Raw genomic sequence first — 18,394 nt, 5'->3', positions numbered from 1 at the left:
CCTCTGATCACTGTTTTTGAGCATAGCTTAAGTCTTGAGGCCGAAATCGAGTGTTCGACTATGGTCATAAGGCTGCCCACACGCTTTTGATCGATGCTGGGGGACCTGCAAGGTCGTGTAGACGGCGAACGATAGAAGAGAGTCCCGTTGGACAGAAACCGAGGATGGGCTCACACTGATGTCACAGTGATATCGTTTGTGCCGCCAACGCAACGAGCGTGCTTATGCAAACAACTTCAAAGAAGAAGAGGGTGAGTTTGCGCAGATGGATCTGGCGAGCATTCGCCAGTACCAGCCTGTTGCCGCTTGTTTTGGTGGAGGGTGTGCTGATCACCACTTACTTCATCACCAACCAGTCCATTCGAAGTTCTCAGATCGAGTACCTGCATCAAAGTGCAACACGAGACATTCAGGTGTCGGTTCAGCAGAATGCATTGCTGGTGCAGGGACAACTTGAGCAGATCCACAAGGCGATCGATCTTTATGCCAAATCCACGGAGCATGAACTCACCGAGAAACAGCACCTCGTGGCAGCATCGCTATCATTAAGTGCCGACGGTGTCCGTTACAGCGCAGCAAACGATGGAGCATCCGCCTCGTTTTATTCGAATGTCACTGCGCCGCAAGATCAGGATCTCTACAAGGTATCCCTGCTGGCCAATCAGGATTTCATGATGAAGCAGTTGAAGGACGGGGATCCTCTGATTGCCAGTATCTATTTCAACAGTTGGGACAGCTATAACCGGATTTACCCCTGGTTCAATACGCTCGAGCAATACCCCCATGATATGGACATCACCCAATACAACTTCTACTACCTGGCCGATGCACAGCACAATCCTGATAAAAAAGTAGTCTGGACGGATGTCTACCTGGACCCCGCCGGCCAGGGGTGGATGATGTCTGCCATTGCGCCGGTCTATAAGGGCGACTTTCTCGAGGGTGTCGCCGGAGTTGATGTCACGGTCGACGGCATCTTGAAGCGAATAGAGCAGTTGCAGATGCCGTGGGATGGCTACCTGATGCTGGTCAATGACAAGCTCGATGTCATGGCCGTACCCAAGGCGGGCCAACGTGACTTCTCCCTGCGAGTCGAGAACCAGCCTGCCGCAGAGCCTGTTGATCGCGAGCGTCTGCAGTCCCCGGATTTAAATCTTACCCGTCATCCGGACCTCGCCAGCCTCAATCAGAACTTACCGGGCCATCCGGGGGGCATTGTTGCCCTGACGTTGAATGGACGGCCTCATCTGGTCGCCTGGAATGTGATTCCCTCCACCGGGTGGTTCTTGCTGGCGGTGGTGGACGAAGCAGCGGTCATGCAGGAAACCAATCTGCTCGCCAGTCATTACCGCGATGTGGGTTATTTGTTGGTCGCGGGGCTGGTCCTGTTCTACGCCTTGTTCTTTGCCTTCATGTGGTGGCGGACACGTAACCTCAGTCGCCAATTGAGCGCGCCGGTGCAGGGGGTTTCACGAATGATGCGAGAGATTGGCCGGGGTAACTGGCAACCGACGGAGAGCCCCTCCGATATCTCCGAACTCTGGTCAATGTCCAACCAGGCACTGGGAATGGGCAGGCAGTTGGCCCAGGCCGAGTTTGTTCGCAGTTCCACACAGCAGCGTCTAGAGTTGGTCATGGAGAGTTTTGCCGAAGGGCTCTGGGAGTATTACCCCCAGCGGCAGCGTTTTATTCTCAAGGGCGCCCTGTGCCAGCGTTTCGGCTTTGCCGCCAATGAAGTGCCGATGGCGACACTGCTGGAGAACATACCCATTGAAGACCGGCAGACCTTCATGCGGTTTCTGGAGGAGGCCAGGGGTACTGCCAGCGTGGCGCCGGAAGCGGAGTTCCGGATCCGGGACGTGCATGGCAAGTTGATCTGGATCCTTTGCCGGGGGCGCATGCTGGAACCCTCGCGGCTTGAGGATGCCAGTGTCGTGGTCGTGGCGTGTGTCGACATCACGACGCTCAAGCAGACCCAGTTGGATCTGCGGGAGAAAACCCTGGAGGCAGAGGCCGCCAGTACAGCCAAATCCAAGTTCATCTCCAGCATGAGTCATGAGTTGCGAACGCCATTGAATGCCATTTACGGGTTTGCCCAATTGGGACTCATGCAGCCGCCTGACGACGCATCGCAGCAAACGGCCAACCTGCAGGAAATCATCGAGGCCAGCGAGCACCTCATGCAGTTGATGGACGATCTGCTCGAACTCTCCAGTTTGCAGGCTGAGAGGCCTCTGCTGGATCTCAAACCGGTGCATGTGGCGAGCCTGTTATCCAACTGCGCTGACATGGTTCGCCAGCAGATCGCAGCGCAGGGCCAGACCTTGCACACCACCGCTCCTCTGGATACATGGCATGTCTGGGCGGACAAGCGTCGCCTCAAGCAAGTCCTGATCAATCTGTTATCCAATGCAATCAAATACAACCGACCCGGTGGAGACATTACCCTGGGGGCCATGGTTGTCGAGGGGGGAACCCGGCTGCGTCTTTATGTGACGGATACCGGTGTGGGCATTCCCCCGGCGTTGCAGGACGAGCTGTTCAGGCCCTTCCAGCGCTTGGGTAAAGAGAACTCTTCCATCCAGGGCACGGGTATTGGCTTGGCGCTATGTCGGGACCTGGCACTTCTGATGCACGGCAGCATGGGCTTTGAAAGCCACGTCAATGTGGGGTCGACTTTCTGGATCGACATGTACTCGTCGGCTTTTCCCGCACCCGGGAGGGAGTCCAACCTGTCGACGATAGCGTTGCCACGCGTCCTGTTGGTAAGCAGCAACCCCAAGGATGATGAGGTGGTCCGGGAGGCACTGGCCGGTGATTTCGAGTTGCAATGGGTCAACACGTTGCCCGACGCCAGCGTTGTGCTTGATGCCACGGCAATCAGCGTATTGATCGTTGCCACCGCGGACCGTGTGCCTGTGCTGGAGACTTTTTTCCGCGGTTTACGCACGAGGATCGCAGAAACTGCCCTGTCGATCATCGTGGTGCGTGCTGCCGTCGATCACGCTTCGATTAGCCAACTGGAGTGCCAGGCCATCGTGGCTTCTCCCTTGGAGAGGCAGAGTATTCGCCATCTGGTATTGACGCTCGCCACGAAGAGGGCAGATGCATGTTCGCCAAAGTAAATGCTGAAAGCAGGGTTGTCATTATTGACGATGTGCCCACCAATCTCCGGCTTCTGGATTCATGCTTGCGAGCCGTAGGCCTGCGCAACATCACGACCTTCAGCGACTCGGTGCAAGGACTGGATTGGCTGCTTTCGAACGCCTGGGACCTGGTGTTGCTGGACCTGGATATGCCCGCGCTTGACGGCTTCGAGATCCTTGATCGGCTCAATAAACGAGACCGCACTGAGTCACCGGTCATCATCGTAACGGCTTTGAATGACCAGCAGAGCAGACGAAAAGGGCTGGAAAAGGGTGCCAACGACTTCATCTCCAAACCCATCGACCTGCCTGAAGTGCTGCTCAGAGTACGCAATTGCCTGGAGCTGGCGCAGGCGGCGAAGCAGCTGCGCGACGTCAATGTCGAACTTGAGCGCAAAGTCGAGCTGCGCACCGCCCAACTGGCTTCCAGCTACAAGGCGATCAGCAGCAGTCTGAGTCGAGCGGCCAGCTATCGCGACGATGACACGGGGTATCATATTGTTCGTATTGGCGAGTCCGCTGCGTTGTTGGCCAAGGCGATCGGCATGCCCTCTCAATGGTGCGACCTCATGAAGATGGCGGCCCCGATGCACGATATTGGAAAAATCGGCATTGAAGACGCCATTCTGCAAAAACCTGGCGCGTTGACACCGCAGGAAAGAGAGATCATGCAGGAACATGCCCGTATCGGTTATGAAATCCTGCATGACCCGGAGGGTTCTCCTTTGACGGATTTGGCAGCGGAAATTGCCCTGGCGCATCACGAACGTTGGGACGGCACCGGTTATCCCAAGGGATTGCGAGGTAAGGAGATTCCGTTATCGGCAAGGATTGTGTCGATATGCGATGTGTATGACGCCATAAGAATGCCGCGAGCCTACAAACAGGCTTGGGATGTCGAGCGTTCGAGGCGTTTCATCACCGATCAAGCCGGTACCCAGTTCGATCCTTCCCTGGTGGACGTCTTTTGTAATCTCTTTGACGAAATAGATCGCTTGCGCTTGCCCGATGCGCGAGAGGGCTGATGAGACCCGGGAGATGTCGCCGATGATCCGGGTGCCTGCTTCATCGGCGACAGGTTTCATTGCCCGCTTTTAATCCGGCTCCAGACCCGCGTGCGCAGCCGGTCGTTCTCTAATGGCATGGCCTCCAGCACAAAGAGTTTTTTCATCACGCTGTCAGGCGGGTACACCATCGGGTCGTTGCGGATGGCCTTGTCGACCAGCCCCTCGGCGGCGGTGTTGCCGTTGGCATAGTGCACATGATTGCTGATGCCAGCCATCACCTTGGGGTCCAGCAGGTAGTTGAGAAATTCGTAGCCGGCGCCTTCATTCGGCGCATCGGCGGGCATGGCGACCATGTCGAACCACATTGGTGAGCCTTCCTTGGGGATGGCGTAAGCAATCTGCTGGCCGTTCCCGGCCTCATTGGCGCGCGCTGCGGCCTGCATCACATCGCCGGAAAATCCCACGACCAGACACACGTCACCCGTCGCAAGGTCACTGGTGTACTTGGAGTTGTGGAAGTAACTCACATAGGGGCGCACCTTGAGTAGCAGGGCCTGCGCCTTCTCGTAGTCGGCCTTGTCCTTGCTGTGATGCGGCAGGCCAAGGTAGTTCAAGGCGATGGGGAGGATCTCGGGACCATTGTCGAGCATCGCCACGCCGCATCGGGCGAGTTTTTTCATGTTTTCCGGCTTGAACACAATGTCCCACGAGTCTATCGGTACATCGCCCAGGACCGCCTTGACCTTGGCCACGTTGTAGCCGATGCCGGTGCTGCCCCACAGGTAGGGAAAACCGTAGCGGTTACCAGGGTCATTGGCCTCCAGGACCTTCATCAGCGTCGGGTTGAGGTTGTGCCAGTTCGGGAGCTTGCTGCGGTCCAACGGTTTGAGTGCGCCGGCCGTGATCTGCCGGGCCATGAAGTGGTTGGACGGAAACACCACGTCATACCCTGAATGGCCGGCCATCAGTTTGGCGTCGAGCACCTCGTTGCTGTCGTACAGGTCATATTGAGTCTGGTGCCCGGTCTGGGTGGTAAAGTTTTGCAGGGTATCTGGAGCGATGTAGCTGCTCCAGTTGTAGATCCTGACGGTGTCTGCTGCCTGAGCGGTAGACGCGATCAACAGTAACGGAACGATCGACTTCAACATGCGAGACCTCAACCTTTGTTCTAGGCGTTATGGATGAAGGCAGTTCAGAAAATCAGCACGTAGCTCTTGCGAACGGTTTCTTGTACATCCCAGATTCCCGTCGTGTTCGCAGGGAACATCAACGCGTCGCCGGCCTGGATATGTAGGGTCTCGCCACCGTCCGGGGTGAAGGTGCAACGCCCCTGAATGAAATGGCAGAACTCCTGTTGCACGATCTGGCGCCGCCAGCGGCCGGGGGTGCATTCCCACACGCCGGCCTCGACGCCGTCGTCGCGTTCGACGCATGCCGTGGCAACCTGTGAAAGCGGCTCGCCCAGCGGTACACCAACAGCGCCAGGCTCACCGAGCGGCAAACGGGCGGTGTCGCGAAAATGATTGATCTTCATGCAAACGGCTCCTTGGACTTCATCAGACGTTCCATGCAACCGGCCAGGCCTTCAGCCATCCGGCGACGCCAGCGTGGCGCATGGAGGTTGGCCAATACCTGATCCTCGTGAACGAAGCTCTGGATAATGGCGTTGTAACCCAGCCAGCGCAGAGGCTCAGGCTCCCATCGTGGCAACGAGGCCAGGGGCCGATCATCCAGCACCCAGGGCTGGCGAGTCAGTTCGTTGTCCTGGCCAAGAATCAACGCCGCCACGGTTCGGCCGCCCAGATTGCTGGCGCCTACACCTTCACCCCCGTAGCCACCCGCCAGCGCGATCCGTTGGCGACGGTCGGCGAGCATGTGCGGGTGAAAGGACCGGGCAACCCCCAGATTGCCGCCCCAGGCATGGGTCAGGCGCACATTGCGCAAGATCGGAAAGAGTTCACTAAACAGGTGTTGCCGCAATGCTCGTTCGGCCTGAGTGAGGTTGAAGTCACTGCGCAGGCGACCGCCAAAGCGATATCCACCGCGGGCGCCAAACACCAGGCGATCGTCTCGGCTGCGCTGACCGTAGGTGACTTGTCGGCTGTTTTCGCTGAACGCCTGGCCACGGGTCAGGCCGATTTCGGCCCATACATCGGCCGGGAGTGGCTCAGTCGCGACGATCAGGCTTTGCGCGGCCAGTTGATGTTTGTTCAACGGGGGCAGGGTGCTGGCATAACCTTCGACCGCCGGCACCACCCAATTGGCGCTCACCCGACCGTGCTCGGTTCGGACCTGGCCTGGCTTCCAGTCGAGTACCGCGCTTTGCTCGTAAATGCGTACACCCATCCGTTCGACGGCTTCGGCCAGGCCCCGTACCAACCGTGCAGGCTGGATGGTCGCGCAGTGAGGTGAGTACAGGGCGCCGTACGCCTGGGCCACATTTAACTGTTCACGCAAAGCCTGAGGGCTCAACCAGCGGTAGTCGTCTTCACCCAGGCCTTGCGCACGGACAGCATCGAGCTGTTCGCGCAGGCGCCGTTCTTGCTCGGGATAACGCGCCGCGCAGTACAGCACGCCACCTTTGCGCAGTTCGCAATCGATGCCTTCGAGCTGGCACACCCGCGCCACCTCGTCGGGGATTGCATGCAGCAGTTGGTAGCCCGCGTGGCGTTGCGCGGCAGGTAAAGGGCCCAGGAGCCGGTCTTCGCCCAGCAGGTTGCCCATCAACCAGCCGCCATTGCGGCCGGAGGCGCCGAAGCCGGCAATCTGTGCTTCAACGATGACGATGTTCAGGTGCGGTGCTTGCTGTTTAAGGTAATAGGCCGCCCAGAGGCCACTGTAACCGGCGCCGATAATCACAACGTCTGCTTGCAGATCCTGATACAACGCCGGGCGCGGCATCAGCGCCTCGCCGAGTTGCTCCATCCACAAACTCACACCACCCCAGCCAGACATCCCATGCTCCATCGGTTGATTGCCGACAGAGATTAATGCGCTGCGACGGGGGCTGTGTTATCTGCGGGCACGCGCGCAATTGGCTTTCAACCACGCCTTGGGTGTGCAGCCGGTATGACTGCGGAAGGCCTTGTAGAACGCCGAGGTGGAATTGAATCCGGCACTCGCCGCAAGGGCATCGATGGGCGCGTTTTCACCGTGATGGACCAGGCGCTCAAGCAGGTAGGCCAACCGTGCTTGGGTCACGTAGCGATAGAAGCTTTGTCCCAGCACTTGATTCAGCAGGTAAGACAGCTGATTGCGACTGTACCCGGTGGCGCTGGCAATCCGTGCAAGGTCCAGATCCGGGTCGAGGAAGGGCTGCTGGCGCGTAAAATAGTCGGCCAAGTCTCGCGCCATGAACGTCAGCTGACGCGCCGAGAGCCCCAGTTTACTGATGGCGGGCGCGTGGCGCCCAGTCTGGGGCTCGCTGTCGCGCACCAGTGAGGCATATTCGTTTATACGAAGGATCAGGCCATCACATACCGTGATGGCTTCACTGGTGCGAAAAACCACCCGCTCGCCACTGCCTTTGAGCGCTGTCTGGTACTGGATGAATGCGGTACAGCCATCTGCACGGATGCGGTCGTTGTGTTCAAGATACTCGTCGGGATGGCGCGGTAACGTGCTGGTGATGTAAGCGCGCAACTCGGTCAGGCCCATGCTGCGGTTCTGGAAGAAATCGTTGTACTGCACTTGCGGGTGATACAACGCGAGAATCGCCTCCAAGTCACGGCGTTTCCATGCCATGTGGTAACGCAGCACCACTTCCAGGGTCAGCGTTGTCTGTTCGGCGGTATCTGGCGGAAGGAGAGGCATTGGCTGACCGGCGTGACGACTGGGGCTAGCGCCAGTCTAGCCCTGCAGTGGCTCACTGAACAAATACAGCCGCCTCATACCTGAGCCCGCCAACGGTATATCTACTTTCCGAACGTTACTCGCTATGGTGAGCGGATCGTGTGGTGATTTTTGTCATATTTCCCTCACGCCCCCCGCACACCAGGCAGTCTCGCTGGGCGACTGCCTGGCACGAATACGTCATCTACTTAATCAATGAGCTGCGCTTTCGTTGAAGCGGCGAACAAACTGATCGAACCGTTCATTGACCCCTCCTGCAAAAAGTTGCTGGGGCTGCCCTTGGGCTTCGATGCGCCCTTGGTCAAGGAACAGAATCCGATTAGAAACATCGCGGGCAAAAGCCATCTCGTGCGTGACGATCAACATTGTTCGACCTTCAGTCGCGAGATCGCGCATGACCTTGAGCACCTCACCCACCAGTTCCGGGTCCAAAGCTGACGTCGGTTCATCGAACAGCAGCACGCGAGGCTTCATCACCAGAGCGCGTGCAATGGCCGCTCGTTGCTGCTGCCCACCCGATAGCTGTGCTGGGTATGCATCGGCTCGATGTGTCAGGCCAACGCGCTCCAGAATCGACAGCGCTTCGTCACGGACCTCAGCCTTTTTTCGCCCTTGGACATGAACAGGGGCTTCCATCAGATTTTCCAGAACGGTCATATGACTCCACAAGCAGAAGTTCTGGAAGACCATGGCGACCTGGGTTCTTAAACGGTCCACTTGTTTGCGGTCAGCAATATGGGCGTCCGAAGCGCCTTGTTTCAGCTTTACGCGCTCCCCAAAAACATCAAGTGATCCTGCGGAGGGAAGCTCCAGCAAATTAAGGCAGCGCAGGAACGTCGACTTACCCGATCCAGAGGCTCCAAGAATCGAAACCACTTCGCCTTCGCGAGCAGTAAAATCGATACCTTTCAACACTTCGATTTCACCATAACTTTTACGCAGCCCCTGAGTCGCGATAGCAGTGGCGCGAGCCGATGACTCGTTAACAGCAACAGACATTAAATGCTCCTTCCCAGCGCTCGGCAGGGTTAATTGCGGCGATAGGCAAGATGTTTATTGAGCCGGCTCTCGATGACCGAAAACGCCAGACTGATGAGGAAGGTCAGCGTCAGATAGAGCGCTCCCGTGACGGCGAACACTTCCATGACGCGGTAGGAGGAGGAGATCAGCTTGTAAGCAATCCTGGTCACCTCTGTCAGAGTGATGATGCTCGCGAGCGATGTGGCTTTGAGCATGAGAATCACCTCACTGCCGTAAACCGCAAGCCCTTGGCGAACCGCGATTGGCCATACGACCCTGCGCCGCAGCAACAGCCCGGACATCCCACAGGACCGGCCAGCTTCGATCTCTCCAAGGGGAACAGCCTGCAATGCCCCACGGATGATCTCTGCTGTATATGCCGAAGTGTTGAGCGCAAGCGCCAAAACCGCACACCAATAGGGTTCACGCAAAAAAGGCCAGAGAAACGACTGACGCAAACCAGGAATCTGACCTAACCCGTAATAGATCAAAAAGATCTGCACTAACAACGGGGTTCCTCGGAATAGTTCGATGTGGGCATTGCCTATCCACCGAAACAGCCGAAAGCTGCTCCCTGCCGCAGCCGCCACCAGGATCGACAACGCAAAGCCCACTGCAAGCGCCATTGCCGAAAGCTGAAGAGTCAGCGGTAAGCCTGTCAGTAACTGCTGAAATACATCCGTTAGAAAATTCCAATCCATCATCAACGACTCCACGGTCTGGCAAGACGTTTTTCCGTGCGGCTCAGCAGTGATCCAGTTAAACGGCCAATGATGAAGAACATCGCAGCTGCCACGCCGTAAAACAGCAACGGTTCACGTGTTGACCCAGCAGCAGTAATTGATTGGCGAAGTAACTCGGTCAGACCAATTACCGATAGCAGAGCGGTCTCCTTCAATACCGACTGCCAGACGTTCCCCAATGCAGGCAATGCGAAACGCAAAGCTTGAGGGGCGATGATTCGGCGCAGCAGCAAGAAGTCGGACATACCACACGACAACCCCGCTTCTATCTGTCCGCGATCAAGTCGAAGAAAACCTGCGCGATAAGCTTCGGTCTGATAAGCGCCGGATACTATTCCCACCGCCAATACGCCGATGGCAAATGCCGGTAGGGAGAAAAAGCCAGGGAACCCACTCATGTTCATGACTTTGGTGAACGCTACGCTGCCGCCAAAATAAAAGAGGTAAACGATGAGGATCTCCGGGATGCCGCGAAAAACTGTCGTATAAAACGTACCCGCAGCACGCAGAGTCCTGCTTCTCGAAAGTTTCAATGCGGCACCGATGACCCCTAGCAAACTGCCGAGGGCGAATCCGCTAACAGCAGCCGCTAGGGTGATGCTAGCGGCAGTCAGTAATGGCAAACCCCACCCATGGGGGCCGAACCCAATCAATTCAAAAATACTCAGCGTCATTGTTTTTGGCCTTGTAGTTGCGCAGAGGGAGAAGAGGTAAATCGTGTCGTGCTGAAAGGTTCGATCAGCGGGTGGACTGAACCGCTGATCAACGAATGAGCGACGGTTTCACCTACAGCCGGTGCTAATTGGAAACCGTGCCCGCAGAAGCCAAACACGTGCCATAGCCCTTTGTGCGTGGCACTCGGCCCTATGTAGGGGACGCCGTCCGGCGTTGCTCCTTCGAGCCCTGTCCAGGTGCGAAGCACGGGCACACCTGCCAATACAGGAAAGGCCTCAAGCGTCGCGGCGGCGCTGGATGCCATGCGATCCATGACGGTGAAGGACGTCCCGTCGTCCAGGCAGGGCTTGCCAGATATGCCGCCACCGATGACCAATGACCCCACCGCGCTTTGCTTGAATGACAGTGGTCGATCAATGCCTATCACCACGGGTTCGATAAATGGCTTTACCCGAGCAGTCACCATCATGCTGAGCGCCAACACCCTCATGGGAAGCTCGTCCCCCAATGACGCCGCAACTTGCGAACCCCAAGCCCCTGCGCAGTTGATAACCCAATTGGCCTCAATGAGTCCTCGTTCGGTTCGCGCCGCCCAGCGCCCACTGGAACATTGATCGAGCGCCTTGACTGCACATCTCTCATGGATCACCACCCCGGCTGTTTCCGCCGCTCGCCGGAACGCCTGTGAAGCGCTGGCAGGATTGGCATGACCATCACCCCGGGAAATGAGGCCTCCCAATGCGGAGTCGGCTAAGCCAGGAAGCATCTGATGCAGTTCATGAGCGTCTATGAACTCTTCGCTGGTGTAGCCCCGACGCATCATTTTTTGATGCCGGTCACGCACCCATTTCATCTCCGCATCGTCGAGCGCAAGAGCAATCTGGGAAGAGCCGAGTTGCACCTCGCAGGCTAGTGTTTGCTCATGCCCAACGATGCTTCCGAGATCCTTCCACATCTCCATGGCACGAATGGAAAGCGGGTATTCCCGAACATCTCTCATCAAAAGGCGAAGTCCGCCCGCGTTGACACCTGAAGCATGGCGACCCGGTAAGCCCTTATCTATGAGGGTCACTTTCCAACCCGACCGGGCAAGGAACAAACCAATTGAGCACCCTTGCAGTCCACCACCGATGATCAGAACGTCATCTGTTCGCTTATTCATGGGCGTGCACCTCAACTCCGTCGACAGGCTTATCTTCCAAGGAGACGATTTGCGCTAGATCGGGATCCACACCTGTGAGATTTGCCAGTGCGACAAGGGGCAGAGGGCGCAGAGGGGGACGAGCCCTGAAAGGGCTTGGGGAGGCAGTACCGGAATCTTCAGCCAGGAGGCGGGCGACGGTCACTGCGCAACTACGTCCCTGGCATGGTCCCATCCCACAACGCATGATGCCCCGCAGATGGTTCATGTCAGTAGCACCGTTATGAATCGCTGACCGAATATCACCGGCGGTCAACTCTTCACAGCGGCAGACTATCGTGGAGTCTTCAGGAAGTTGCGCGGCGATACCGCGAGGAAAGGCTTTATCAATGAATGGGCGAGCGGAGAGTGTCCGAGCGACGTGAGAAGCCCCTTTAACCAGCTCACTTCTTAGGTTTACTCCAAGAAGCTCGGCCACGATGCAGGAAGCAACCTGTCGTCCATGGGCGATTGCCGCGTCGGCTCCTCCAATGCGTCGAGCGTCACCGGAAATCCAGATGGCACAGGGACGTTCCGTCAGCGAAGGGCCCGCGGCTAACTCTGCTCGACCATCTTCAGTCGTTTTAGGTTTCCAGCTCGTGTCATCGTGTAGCCATTCCATCGCCAGCCCAGCGCACTGGGCAACGTCGGTCGCGGGTACGATGCCATCGTGTACCACCAAAAGATCACAAGGCAGTTCAATAGTGCGCCCGGCGACAGACAGGCTGACCGATTCAACTTTGTCACGTCCGTAGGCCTTGAGATCAGATACCCCTGTGCGCATGGTGATACCAGCGAGCTTGAGGCGAGAGAGCCATCCAAACCCTTTGGCGAGAGGAGCCATGGCACTGAGTCTGATCGAGCCAACCGCAGCGAGCTTGTCGCGTATCGTGTCGGTACGACCAATCAAACTAGGTCTGACGCCAAGCCTGCGCAGTTGCTCGGCCAACAGCAAAATGAGTGGGCCAGTTCCGACCAATACCACTCGGCCATCTGGCTGTAACCGCCCAGCCTTGAGCAACGTTTGTACGGCGCCTGCCGTCATTACGCCTGGCAAGGTCCAACCTGGAAACGGCATCGGGCGTTCCATGGCGCCATTGGCTACGACTACTTGTCGCGCCCGCAGATACCCGGCAGAGTTACCGCGTAGCCATCCTACAGTTGCCTCCGCGCGAAGCTCCCACACCGTTGTTTCGGGTCGGTAATCGATGGCAGCTACGGAGCGGAACTCCTCTATCAGCGCTTGTCCTGCGAGATAGGTAGGACCCAAGGCATTCAGCAGCTTGTCAGTCGATGGGCGGGCGAGAAGATTGGATTCGAGAGCGCGAAAAATCTGCCCTCCAGGCGTTGGCTGCATGTCGAGCACAATGACCTTCAGGCCAGCTTTAGCGACTCCGATTGCAGCGGACATTCCCGCCGGACCTGAGCCGATAACAATGACATCCGCATCTAGAGCACGAGGGTTGTCTGCTGCTGGAGCACGAGACTCTTGCGATAAATCAGGCATCACACCCCCACTCAATTGATGCCACACCTTGTTGGGTGGTGACTCTCATGCCGTCTTCAACGATCTGGAGACAGGCCTGCCGGTTGCCAATGCCGTTGATCTCGACCAGACAGTCGAAACAGTGACCGATCATGCAATAGGGCAGGCGAGCTGAACCTGTGACAGGGGTGGTGCGAAATGCCGATATCTCAGCCCTCAACAAACACGCCGCAAGCGTTTCGCCTGTGCGAGCGGTGATCGCCTGGTCATTAAAATAAATGGTGATTGTTGCCTCGACGGCACCCACGGGGATAAACATGCCTGTACCTGCCAGGATGAAATTGTGAAATTGCGTTTGATGGGCAAGCGGCTGAAAACCTCTCCCGTTTGCCGAGAGAGGTTTTCTGGATCAGTCTTTTGTCGAGATGTCCGTGCCGAACCATTTCTCGGTCAGCGCTTTGTTGGTGCCGTCGCTGTTGACTGCGGTGATGGCGGCATCAAATGCTTGACGAAGGGCTTCGTCGCCTTGTCGCAGCGCTATGTTGGTCGTCCCTTGGCCCAAGACGCCGCCAGCGAAGGTCGGCCCGGTAGCAACCAATACGCCTTTGTTTACCTCTATGACGGGCTTAAAGGTCGTGACGTTCGCTACGCCGATATCCAGACGGCCATTAGCCAAATCCAACGCGAGTTGTTCAAATGTCGGGTAATCACGAATGTCCAAACCTTTGAAGTACTCTCGTACAAAATTCGACGCAGTCGACCCGGTCTGGACACCGATTACCTTGCCCTTGAGTTTGGCTTTTAGCGCATCAATCGCAGCTTGTGCGCTGGCTGGCGAGTCAGTCAGATCGTAGCTATTGCCCGCATCTGCCAGGCTTTTCAGCTCATTGTCTGAAGTCGTGAGAAAGCCATTAGGTGCTTTGGCGTACGATTTAGAAAACGCGATGACCTTTTTGCGTTCGGCAGTAACGCCCATCGAAGCGATAATCGCGTCATATTTACCAACTGTCAGGCCAGGAATAATTCCGTTCCATTCTTGGCTGACGATGGTGCACTTGACCTTCATTCGTTCGCATAACACGTGGGTCAGCTCGATCTCGTAACCGGTCAGCGAGCCATCGGCATTCGTATAATTCCAAGGAGGGTAGGCGCCCTCTGTTGCAACTTTGATTTCGCTTGGCAAAGCCTGAGCACTGGCTATACCTACAAACATTGGCATTAGCGCCAAAGCGAGCCACGCACGGTTTTTCAACATTTCCATCTCCCTGCTTTATTCAGGTTATTAAAAGGGCAGATAGCGAAAGGATTTGAATCAATTACTAGTCGTTGTGGATTCACTATACCCACGGATCAGGAGGTGCTACAGACGTCATCTAGTTGACCTGAGCGAAAGCTGAACTTATGCTTGGATTATGAGCAGATCACTTATTCCTTCACTGAATTGGCTTCGTGTCTTTGAGGCCGCTGCCAGACATCAAAGCTTCTCGAAGGCCGGGCAAGAGTTGAGCATGACGGGTGCTGCGGTAAGCCAGCAGGTCCAGTCACTAGAGGCCAGTCTTGGCCGTCCTTTGTTCGAGCGCTCGGCGAACCGAATTCTGCTCACACCAGAAGGCAGGGATTTTCTTCCCACCGTACAACTCTCCATCAGTGCAATGGAAAGCAAGGCGGCGGCGCTCTTTTCCCCTCAACGTATTCAACGTGTGTCGTTGCAGGCCAGCCATCTGATGTCGATGAGCTGGCTTCCTCAAGTGCTTGCGGACTTTGAGCAGGGTAACCCCGGTATTCGGGTCGAACTCTGGATGGAAGGTGCGCAACAACGGAACATGGAACCTGATCTAGCGATAAAATTCGGTGAAGATCCTGATTTAGTGCGTCATCCTGGCCGTCTGATGGGACTTTCCTACGTAGCCATGTGCCGCAAAGCCGACGTGCCTGGACTGACATCACTGGAAGCCCTGCTGAAATATCGGCTGCTGGAAATGGTGCCGCATTCAATGGGATGGATGGGGCTGCTCAATCACAATTTTGGCCCAATGCGTGCTCACAGTCTGAAGTTGGAACCCGTAGATACGACCCCTCTAGCCTTCATGATGGTGAGCCAAGGACTAGGACTCGCTATTGGTCCCGTTCCAGTTTGTCTGCCTTTAGCGGATTCGCTTGGGTTAGAGATATGCCCGCTCATTCCCGTGACTCCCGGACCAGGGAATTACTATCTTGAGCATCCCGCAAATCAACCTCGCAGCGCCGCAGTACTGAGGTTGGAGCAAGCGCTCCATGAAGCAGCCCAGCGCTCGATGAAGATGTTGACCGTCGTAGCAGCAGAGTGAGCATGGCTCACCTGGATGCATGGCCACTGTCCGCTCCTGGCCGGAGGCTGCCAAAGCCCGAGGCGTACGGTTTGGTCCAAAGCCTTCACTGACTTCGACGCAGATAGTTGGATGTGGGCCTGGAACAACCCCATGGTGCCTAATGCGCTTCGTGAAAAAGCACTGCCGCTCAAGTAACTGCAGATTCTCTCGGGCGCTGAATGCTTTGGCGCGGAAGAGGCGATCACCCTCGAAGGTGAGGGCACTGCTTGGGAACTGGCCGCTGTCGCGGTGCGCCACCTGAACGCACTGGGCTGCTATCGAGCGCCAACGTCACCTGATGGACCAACTATTTTTCTGGCCATCACTCACCTTGGGGCCGGCATACCAGTCCCGTCCCGCACCTGCATCAGCGCAAATCCCAGCAGATTCAAGCCTTTCCAGAGATTCGGATTGTTCGCATCCGCGCTGTCCTGTGCGAGCCCTATACCCCAGATGTTATCAACCGGGCTGGCTTCGACAATAACCCGCGAACCGGTTTGTAGAAGATATCCGTTCAACTGCGGATTCTGGGAGAACTTGGCCTGGTTCGCTCGAACGACGATGTCGTATCGGTGTTGCAGCCAAACCTTATCATTGAATCCGCGCACGTTGCGGCCAAGCGCTTTGGCGGCATTTGGAGTCGGAGCGTGGAGCACCTGCGCACGAATATCCTGATCGTCGAACAAGGCCGCTTTCTCGGCCATCATGTAGTGTTCGGCTGTCGGGTAATGTTGCCCGTCGACAATGAACCCGGCCTCGAACCATTGGCTGAAGCACGAAGCCGTGACGCCAGTTTTACTGCGTTGGTGCCCCCAGAAAAACGTGAAGCTCAGACACTCTCCAGAGTTGAAACGGGCGCACAGTTGTTTCAGATGTTCAGAGTCGTTCAATTACATATCCTCGCTAACTGAAGATCGAAGCTACAGCTATTGTGCTGACCGAGGCAACCACGAAGCTTGGTAGATCGAACGTCCACAGATTGGGGAGTAATTGCATCTCTTCAACCTGATCAAGATCAACCGATGCCAAACACTTTGCGAACTTTGGCTTGCTTACCGATGCTTTGGGCCACATTAACCAGTGCAACTCAGTTTTCGAAAGGCCCGCTAGCTTCAAGCCATGATCGGTAATTCAATGAGATTGGGGCGGCCTGAGCGAATGCCATCCTCGACTGCTTCAGCAATATCGCCGGCGCGCTCGACCCTGCGCGACGCAACCCCCAGGGAGGAGGCGAGGGCCTGGAAGTCGATGGCCGGGTCCCGGATGTCCATGCCGATGAACTGGTTCGTACCGGCACTTCGGTAGTGCGCCTGGTTACGCGCGTAGTTTTTCAGGATGTTGTATTCGCCATTGTTCATGACCACAAAGGTGACGGGCAAACGCTCGTGTGCCGCTGTCCAAAGCGCTTGGGGTGAATACATCGCCGAGCCATCGCCGACCAGGCAGACCACCGGGGTGCGGTCCAGGCCAAGGGATGTACCGACAGCCGCCGGCATGCCCCAGCCGAGGATGGCGCTCCGCGTAAACAGGTACTGGCGGGCCGAATGCGAATCCAGGCAAGCACGCACATGAGCGATGGTGACCGGTGCTTCGTCGACGATCCACACATCAGGGCCGATTGCCCGGACAGCTTCATGGGCCGCAACGAAAGGCGTGGTCACGGGCGTATTGAATTCGCACTTCGCGCGCTCGGCCACTTCGATTCGGCGAGTACTGCGCTCGTGCGCAGCGACATTTCGCAGCGTCGCGATGGCCTGGCGGTGTGGGGCCAGTGTCTGATCCAATAACGGCAGCAACAACTGCAAGGACAGCTTGATGTCGCCTATCAATCCCAACGCCGTTCCATGCACTCTGCCCAGTTGGTGGCCATCGCCGGTCAATTGAATGAGACGGCAATGAGGGGGAATCGCCGGGCCTTGCGAGTATTGGTAACTGATCAGCGAATGGCCGCCGAGAAGCAAGACCGCATCGAAGTCAGCGAACGTTTCGCGGATATCGGCAGCTTTGGGCGACAAGGCTCCGCGCCATTGAGGATGAGCGGTGGGGAAGGGGATATGCCCGGGCCAGGATGGCCCGAAGACCGGCGCGCCGAGTGCTTCGGCGAGTCTCACCGCTTCCGCTTGGGCATTCGACTGGAAGACCTCCTCCCCGACGATAATCGCCAGGCGGCCGGGGGTAACCGTCGCCAAGGCGTCAGCCAACGGGGCAATCGCCGCGGTCACCGCACCTCGTTCGATTCGCGACGGCTGGCCAGCATCGGCATCGGTGTGCTGCTCCATCACGTTGATCGGCAGCGAAAGGAAAACCGGGCCGGTCGGCCCCGTGCGGCAGTCCTGAAGAGCGCGACGCAGCAGCATCGGGATATGTTCGGGATGCTGGATTTCCTCCGCCCATTTGACGCTCGGTCGGGCCAGGCTGACCAGATCACCATGAAGCAGCGGGTCGGTCACGCCATGGCGGGTATCCTGTTGGCCCGCGGTGATCACCAGCGGCGTGTTCGCCATCTTCGCGTTCAGGGTGGCGCCCATCGCATTGCCAAGGCCTCCTGCTGTATGGAGGTTGACGAAACCGGGGCGGCCGGATGCCTGGGCATAACCGTCGGCCATCGCCACGACGGTGGCTTCCTGGAGGCCGAGCACGTAGTGAATGTCGCAGACGCCCGAGAGCGCATCGAGCAACGGCAGCTCCGTTGTTCCCGGGTTGCCGAAGACATGGCGAACGCCTTCGCTGCGCAGTACTTCTACGAGCAGGTCCGCGCCGCGTTGCCCACGGATGCTGGACGGGACACAGGGAGTTGAAGGCATGGGGCGAAACCTCACTTATTTGGAAGAGATAATTTACCCTGCTTTCGTGGCTATCGGATTGCCAAATGGCAGTGCACCACTGGTGCGGCGGCGACGCTGAAAGCCCTGGCGCCGGGTTTGATTTGAAGCCTGT

Annotated in this window: 16 protein-coding genes; 3 read left to right on the top strand and 13 right to left on the bottom strand. The window is 57.2% G+C overall.

Translation table 11 applies throughout. The features are described from left to right. Positions 1-224: 224 nt before the first annotated feature. Both AO356_RS29850 and AO356_RS29845 read left to right on the top strand, forming a co-directional pair. The gene (locus AO356_RS29850) at positions 225-3,125 is read left to right on the top strand and encodes an ATP-binding protein (protein WP_060742928.1); all 2,901 of its coding nucleotides are present in this window, start codon (positions 225-227) and stop codon (positions 3,123-3,125) included. Next, positions 3,110-4,171: an HD-GYP domain-containing protein gene (locus AO356_RS29845; RefSeq protein WP_060742927.1), complete on the top strand. Its 1,062-nt coding sequence runs from the start codon at positions 3,110-3,112 to the stop codon at positions 4,169-4,171. Before AO356_RS29850 ends, AO356_RS29845 begins: the two co-directional genes overlap by 16 nt. A gap of 56 nt (positions 4,172-4,227) precedes the next feature. Here the strand turns inward: AO356_RS29845 and AO356_RS29840 are convergent, their stop codons facing one another. The 11 genes from AO356_RS29840 to AO356_RS29790 all read right to left on the bottom strand — a co-directional run bounded on the left by AO356_RS29840 (position 4,228) and on the right by AO356_RS29790 (position 14,364). Further along, positions 4,228-5,301, bottom strand: a complete 1,074-nt coding sequence (locus tag AO356_RS29840; protein ID WP_103307814.1) for a polyamine ABC transporter substrate-binding protein — start codon at positions 5,299-5,301, stop codon at positions 4,228-4,230. A gap of 44 nt (positions 5,302-5,345) precedes the next feature. Beyond that, positions 5,346-5,687 (bottom strand): cupin domain-containing protein, encoded by a 342-nt coding sequence (locus AO356_RS29835; protein ID WP_060742925.1) that lies wholly within the window; start codon positions 5,685-5,687, stop codon positions 5,346-5,348. Then, positions 5,684-7,108 carry an NAD(P)/FAD-dependent oxidoreductase gene (locus tag AO356_RS29830; RefSeq protein WP_060742924.1) on the bottom strand — a complete coding sequence of 475 codons (1,425 nt, stop codon included), beginning with the start codon at positions 7,106-7,108 and terminating at the stop codon, positions 5,684-5,686. Before AO356_RS29830 ends, AO356_RS29835 begins: the two co-directional genes overlap by 4 nt. Before the next feature lie 57 nt (positions 7,109-7,165). Continuing rightward, entirely contained in the window at positions 7,166-7,966 is an 801-nt protein-coding gene (locus AO356_RS29825; protein WP_060742923.1) for a helix-turn-helix domain-containing protein, read from the bottom strand. A gap of 231 nt (positions 7,967-8,197) precedes the next feature. Further along, positions 8,198-9,004, bottom strand: a complete 807-nt coding sequence (locus tag AO356_RS29820) for an ABC transporter ATP-binding protein (RefSeq protein WP_060742922.1) — start codon at positions 9,002-9,004, stop codon at positions 8,198-8,200. A 29-nt stretch (positions 9,005-9,033) separates the two neighbouring features. Then, positions 9,034-9,729: an ABC transporter permease gene (locus AO356_RS29815; RefSeq protein ID WP_081015452.1), complete on the bottom strand. Its 696-nt coding sequence runs from the start codon at positions 9,727-9,729 to the stop codon at positions 9,034-9,036. After that, positions 9,729-10,442, bottom strand: coding sequence for an ABC transporter permease (locus AO356_RS29810; protein WP_060742921.1), 714 nt, complete (start codon positions 10,440-10,442; stop codon positions 9,729-9,731). The genes AO356_RS29815 and AO356_RS29810 overlap by 1 nt, the downstream gene beginning before the upstream one ends. After that, on the bottom strand, positions 10,439-11,605 hold the full coding sequence (locus AO356_RS29805; RefSeq protein ID WP_060742920.1) for an NAD(P)/FAD-dependent oxidoreductase: 1,167 nt from the start codon (positions 11,603-11,605) through the stop codon (positions 10,439-10,441). The genes AO356_RS29810 and AO356_RS29805 overlap by 4 nt, the downstream gene beginning before the upstream one ends. Then, entirely contained in the window at positions 11,598-13,034 is a 1,437-nt protein-coding gene (locus AO356_RS29800; protein WP_237140782.1) for an NAD(P)/FAD-dependent oxidoreductase, read from the bottom strand. The genes AO356_RS29805 and AO356_RS29800 overlap by 8 nt, the downstream gene beginning before the upstream one ends. Before the next feature lie 88 nt (positions 13,035-13,122). Then, positions 13,123-13,428, bottom strand: coding sequence for a (2Fe-2S)-binding protein (locus tag AO356_RS29795; RefSeq protein WP_060742918.1), 306 nt, complete (start codon positions 13,426-13,428; stop codon positions 13,123-13,125). A 90-nt stretch (positions 13,429-13,518) separates the two neighbouring features. After that, entirely contained in the window at positions 13,519-14,364 is an 846-nt protein-coding gene (locus tag AO356_RS29790) for a transporter substrate-binding domain-containing protein (protein WP_060742917.1), read from the bottom strand. 157 nt (positions 14,365-14,521) lie between these two features. On the opposite strand from AO356_RS29790, the gene AO356_RS29785 reads away from it, so the two are divergent. Then, positions 14,522-15,436: a LysR family transcriptional regulator gene (locus AO356_RS29785; protein ID WP_081015451.1), complete on the top strand. Its 915-nt coding sequence runs from the start codon at positions 14,522-14,524 to the stop codon at positions 15,434-15,436. Between the two features lie 347 nt (positions 15,437-15,783). Here the strand turns inward: AO356_RS29785 and AO356_RS29780 are convergent, their stop codons facing one another. Continuing rightward, positions 15,784-16,347 carry an NADAR family protein gene (locus tag AO356_RS29780; protein WP_060742915.1) on the bottom strand — a complete coding sequence of 188 codons (564 nt, stop codon included), beginning with the start codon at positions 16,345-16,347 and terminating at the stop codon, positions 15,784-15,786. 222 nt (positions 16,348-16,569) lie between these two features. Further along, positions 16,570-18,261, bottom strand: a complete 1,692-nt coding sequence (locus AO356_RS29775) for a thiamine pyrophosphate-binding protein (RefSeq protein ID WP_060742914.1) — start codon at positions 18,259-18,261, stop codon at positions 16,570-16,572. Positions 18,262-18,394: the final 133 nt, after the last annotated feature.

Origin of the sequence: Pseudomonas fluorescens (assembly GCF_001307275.1) — a bacterium.
GTDB lineage: Bacteria > Pseudomonadota > Gammaproteobacteria > Pseudomonadales > Pseudomonadaceae > Aquipseudomonas > Aquipseudomonas fluorescens_AA.
Note: the sequence above shows the minus strand (reverse complement) of the source record. Positions and strands in the feature narration are given on the sequence as shown.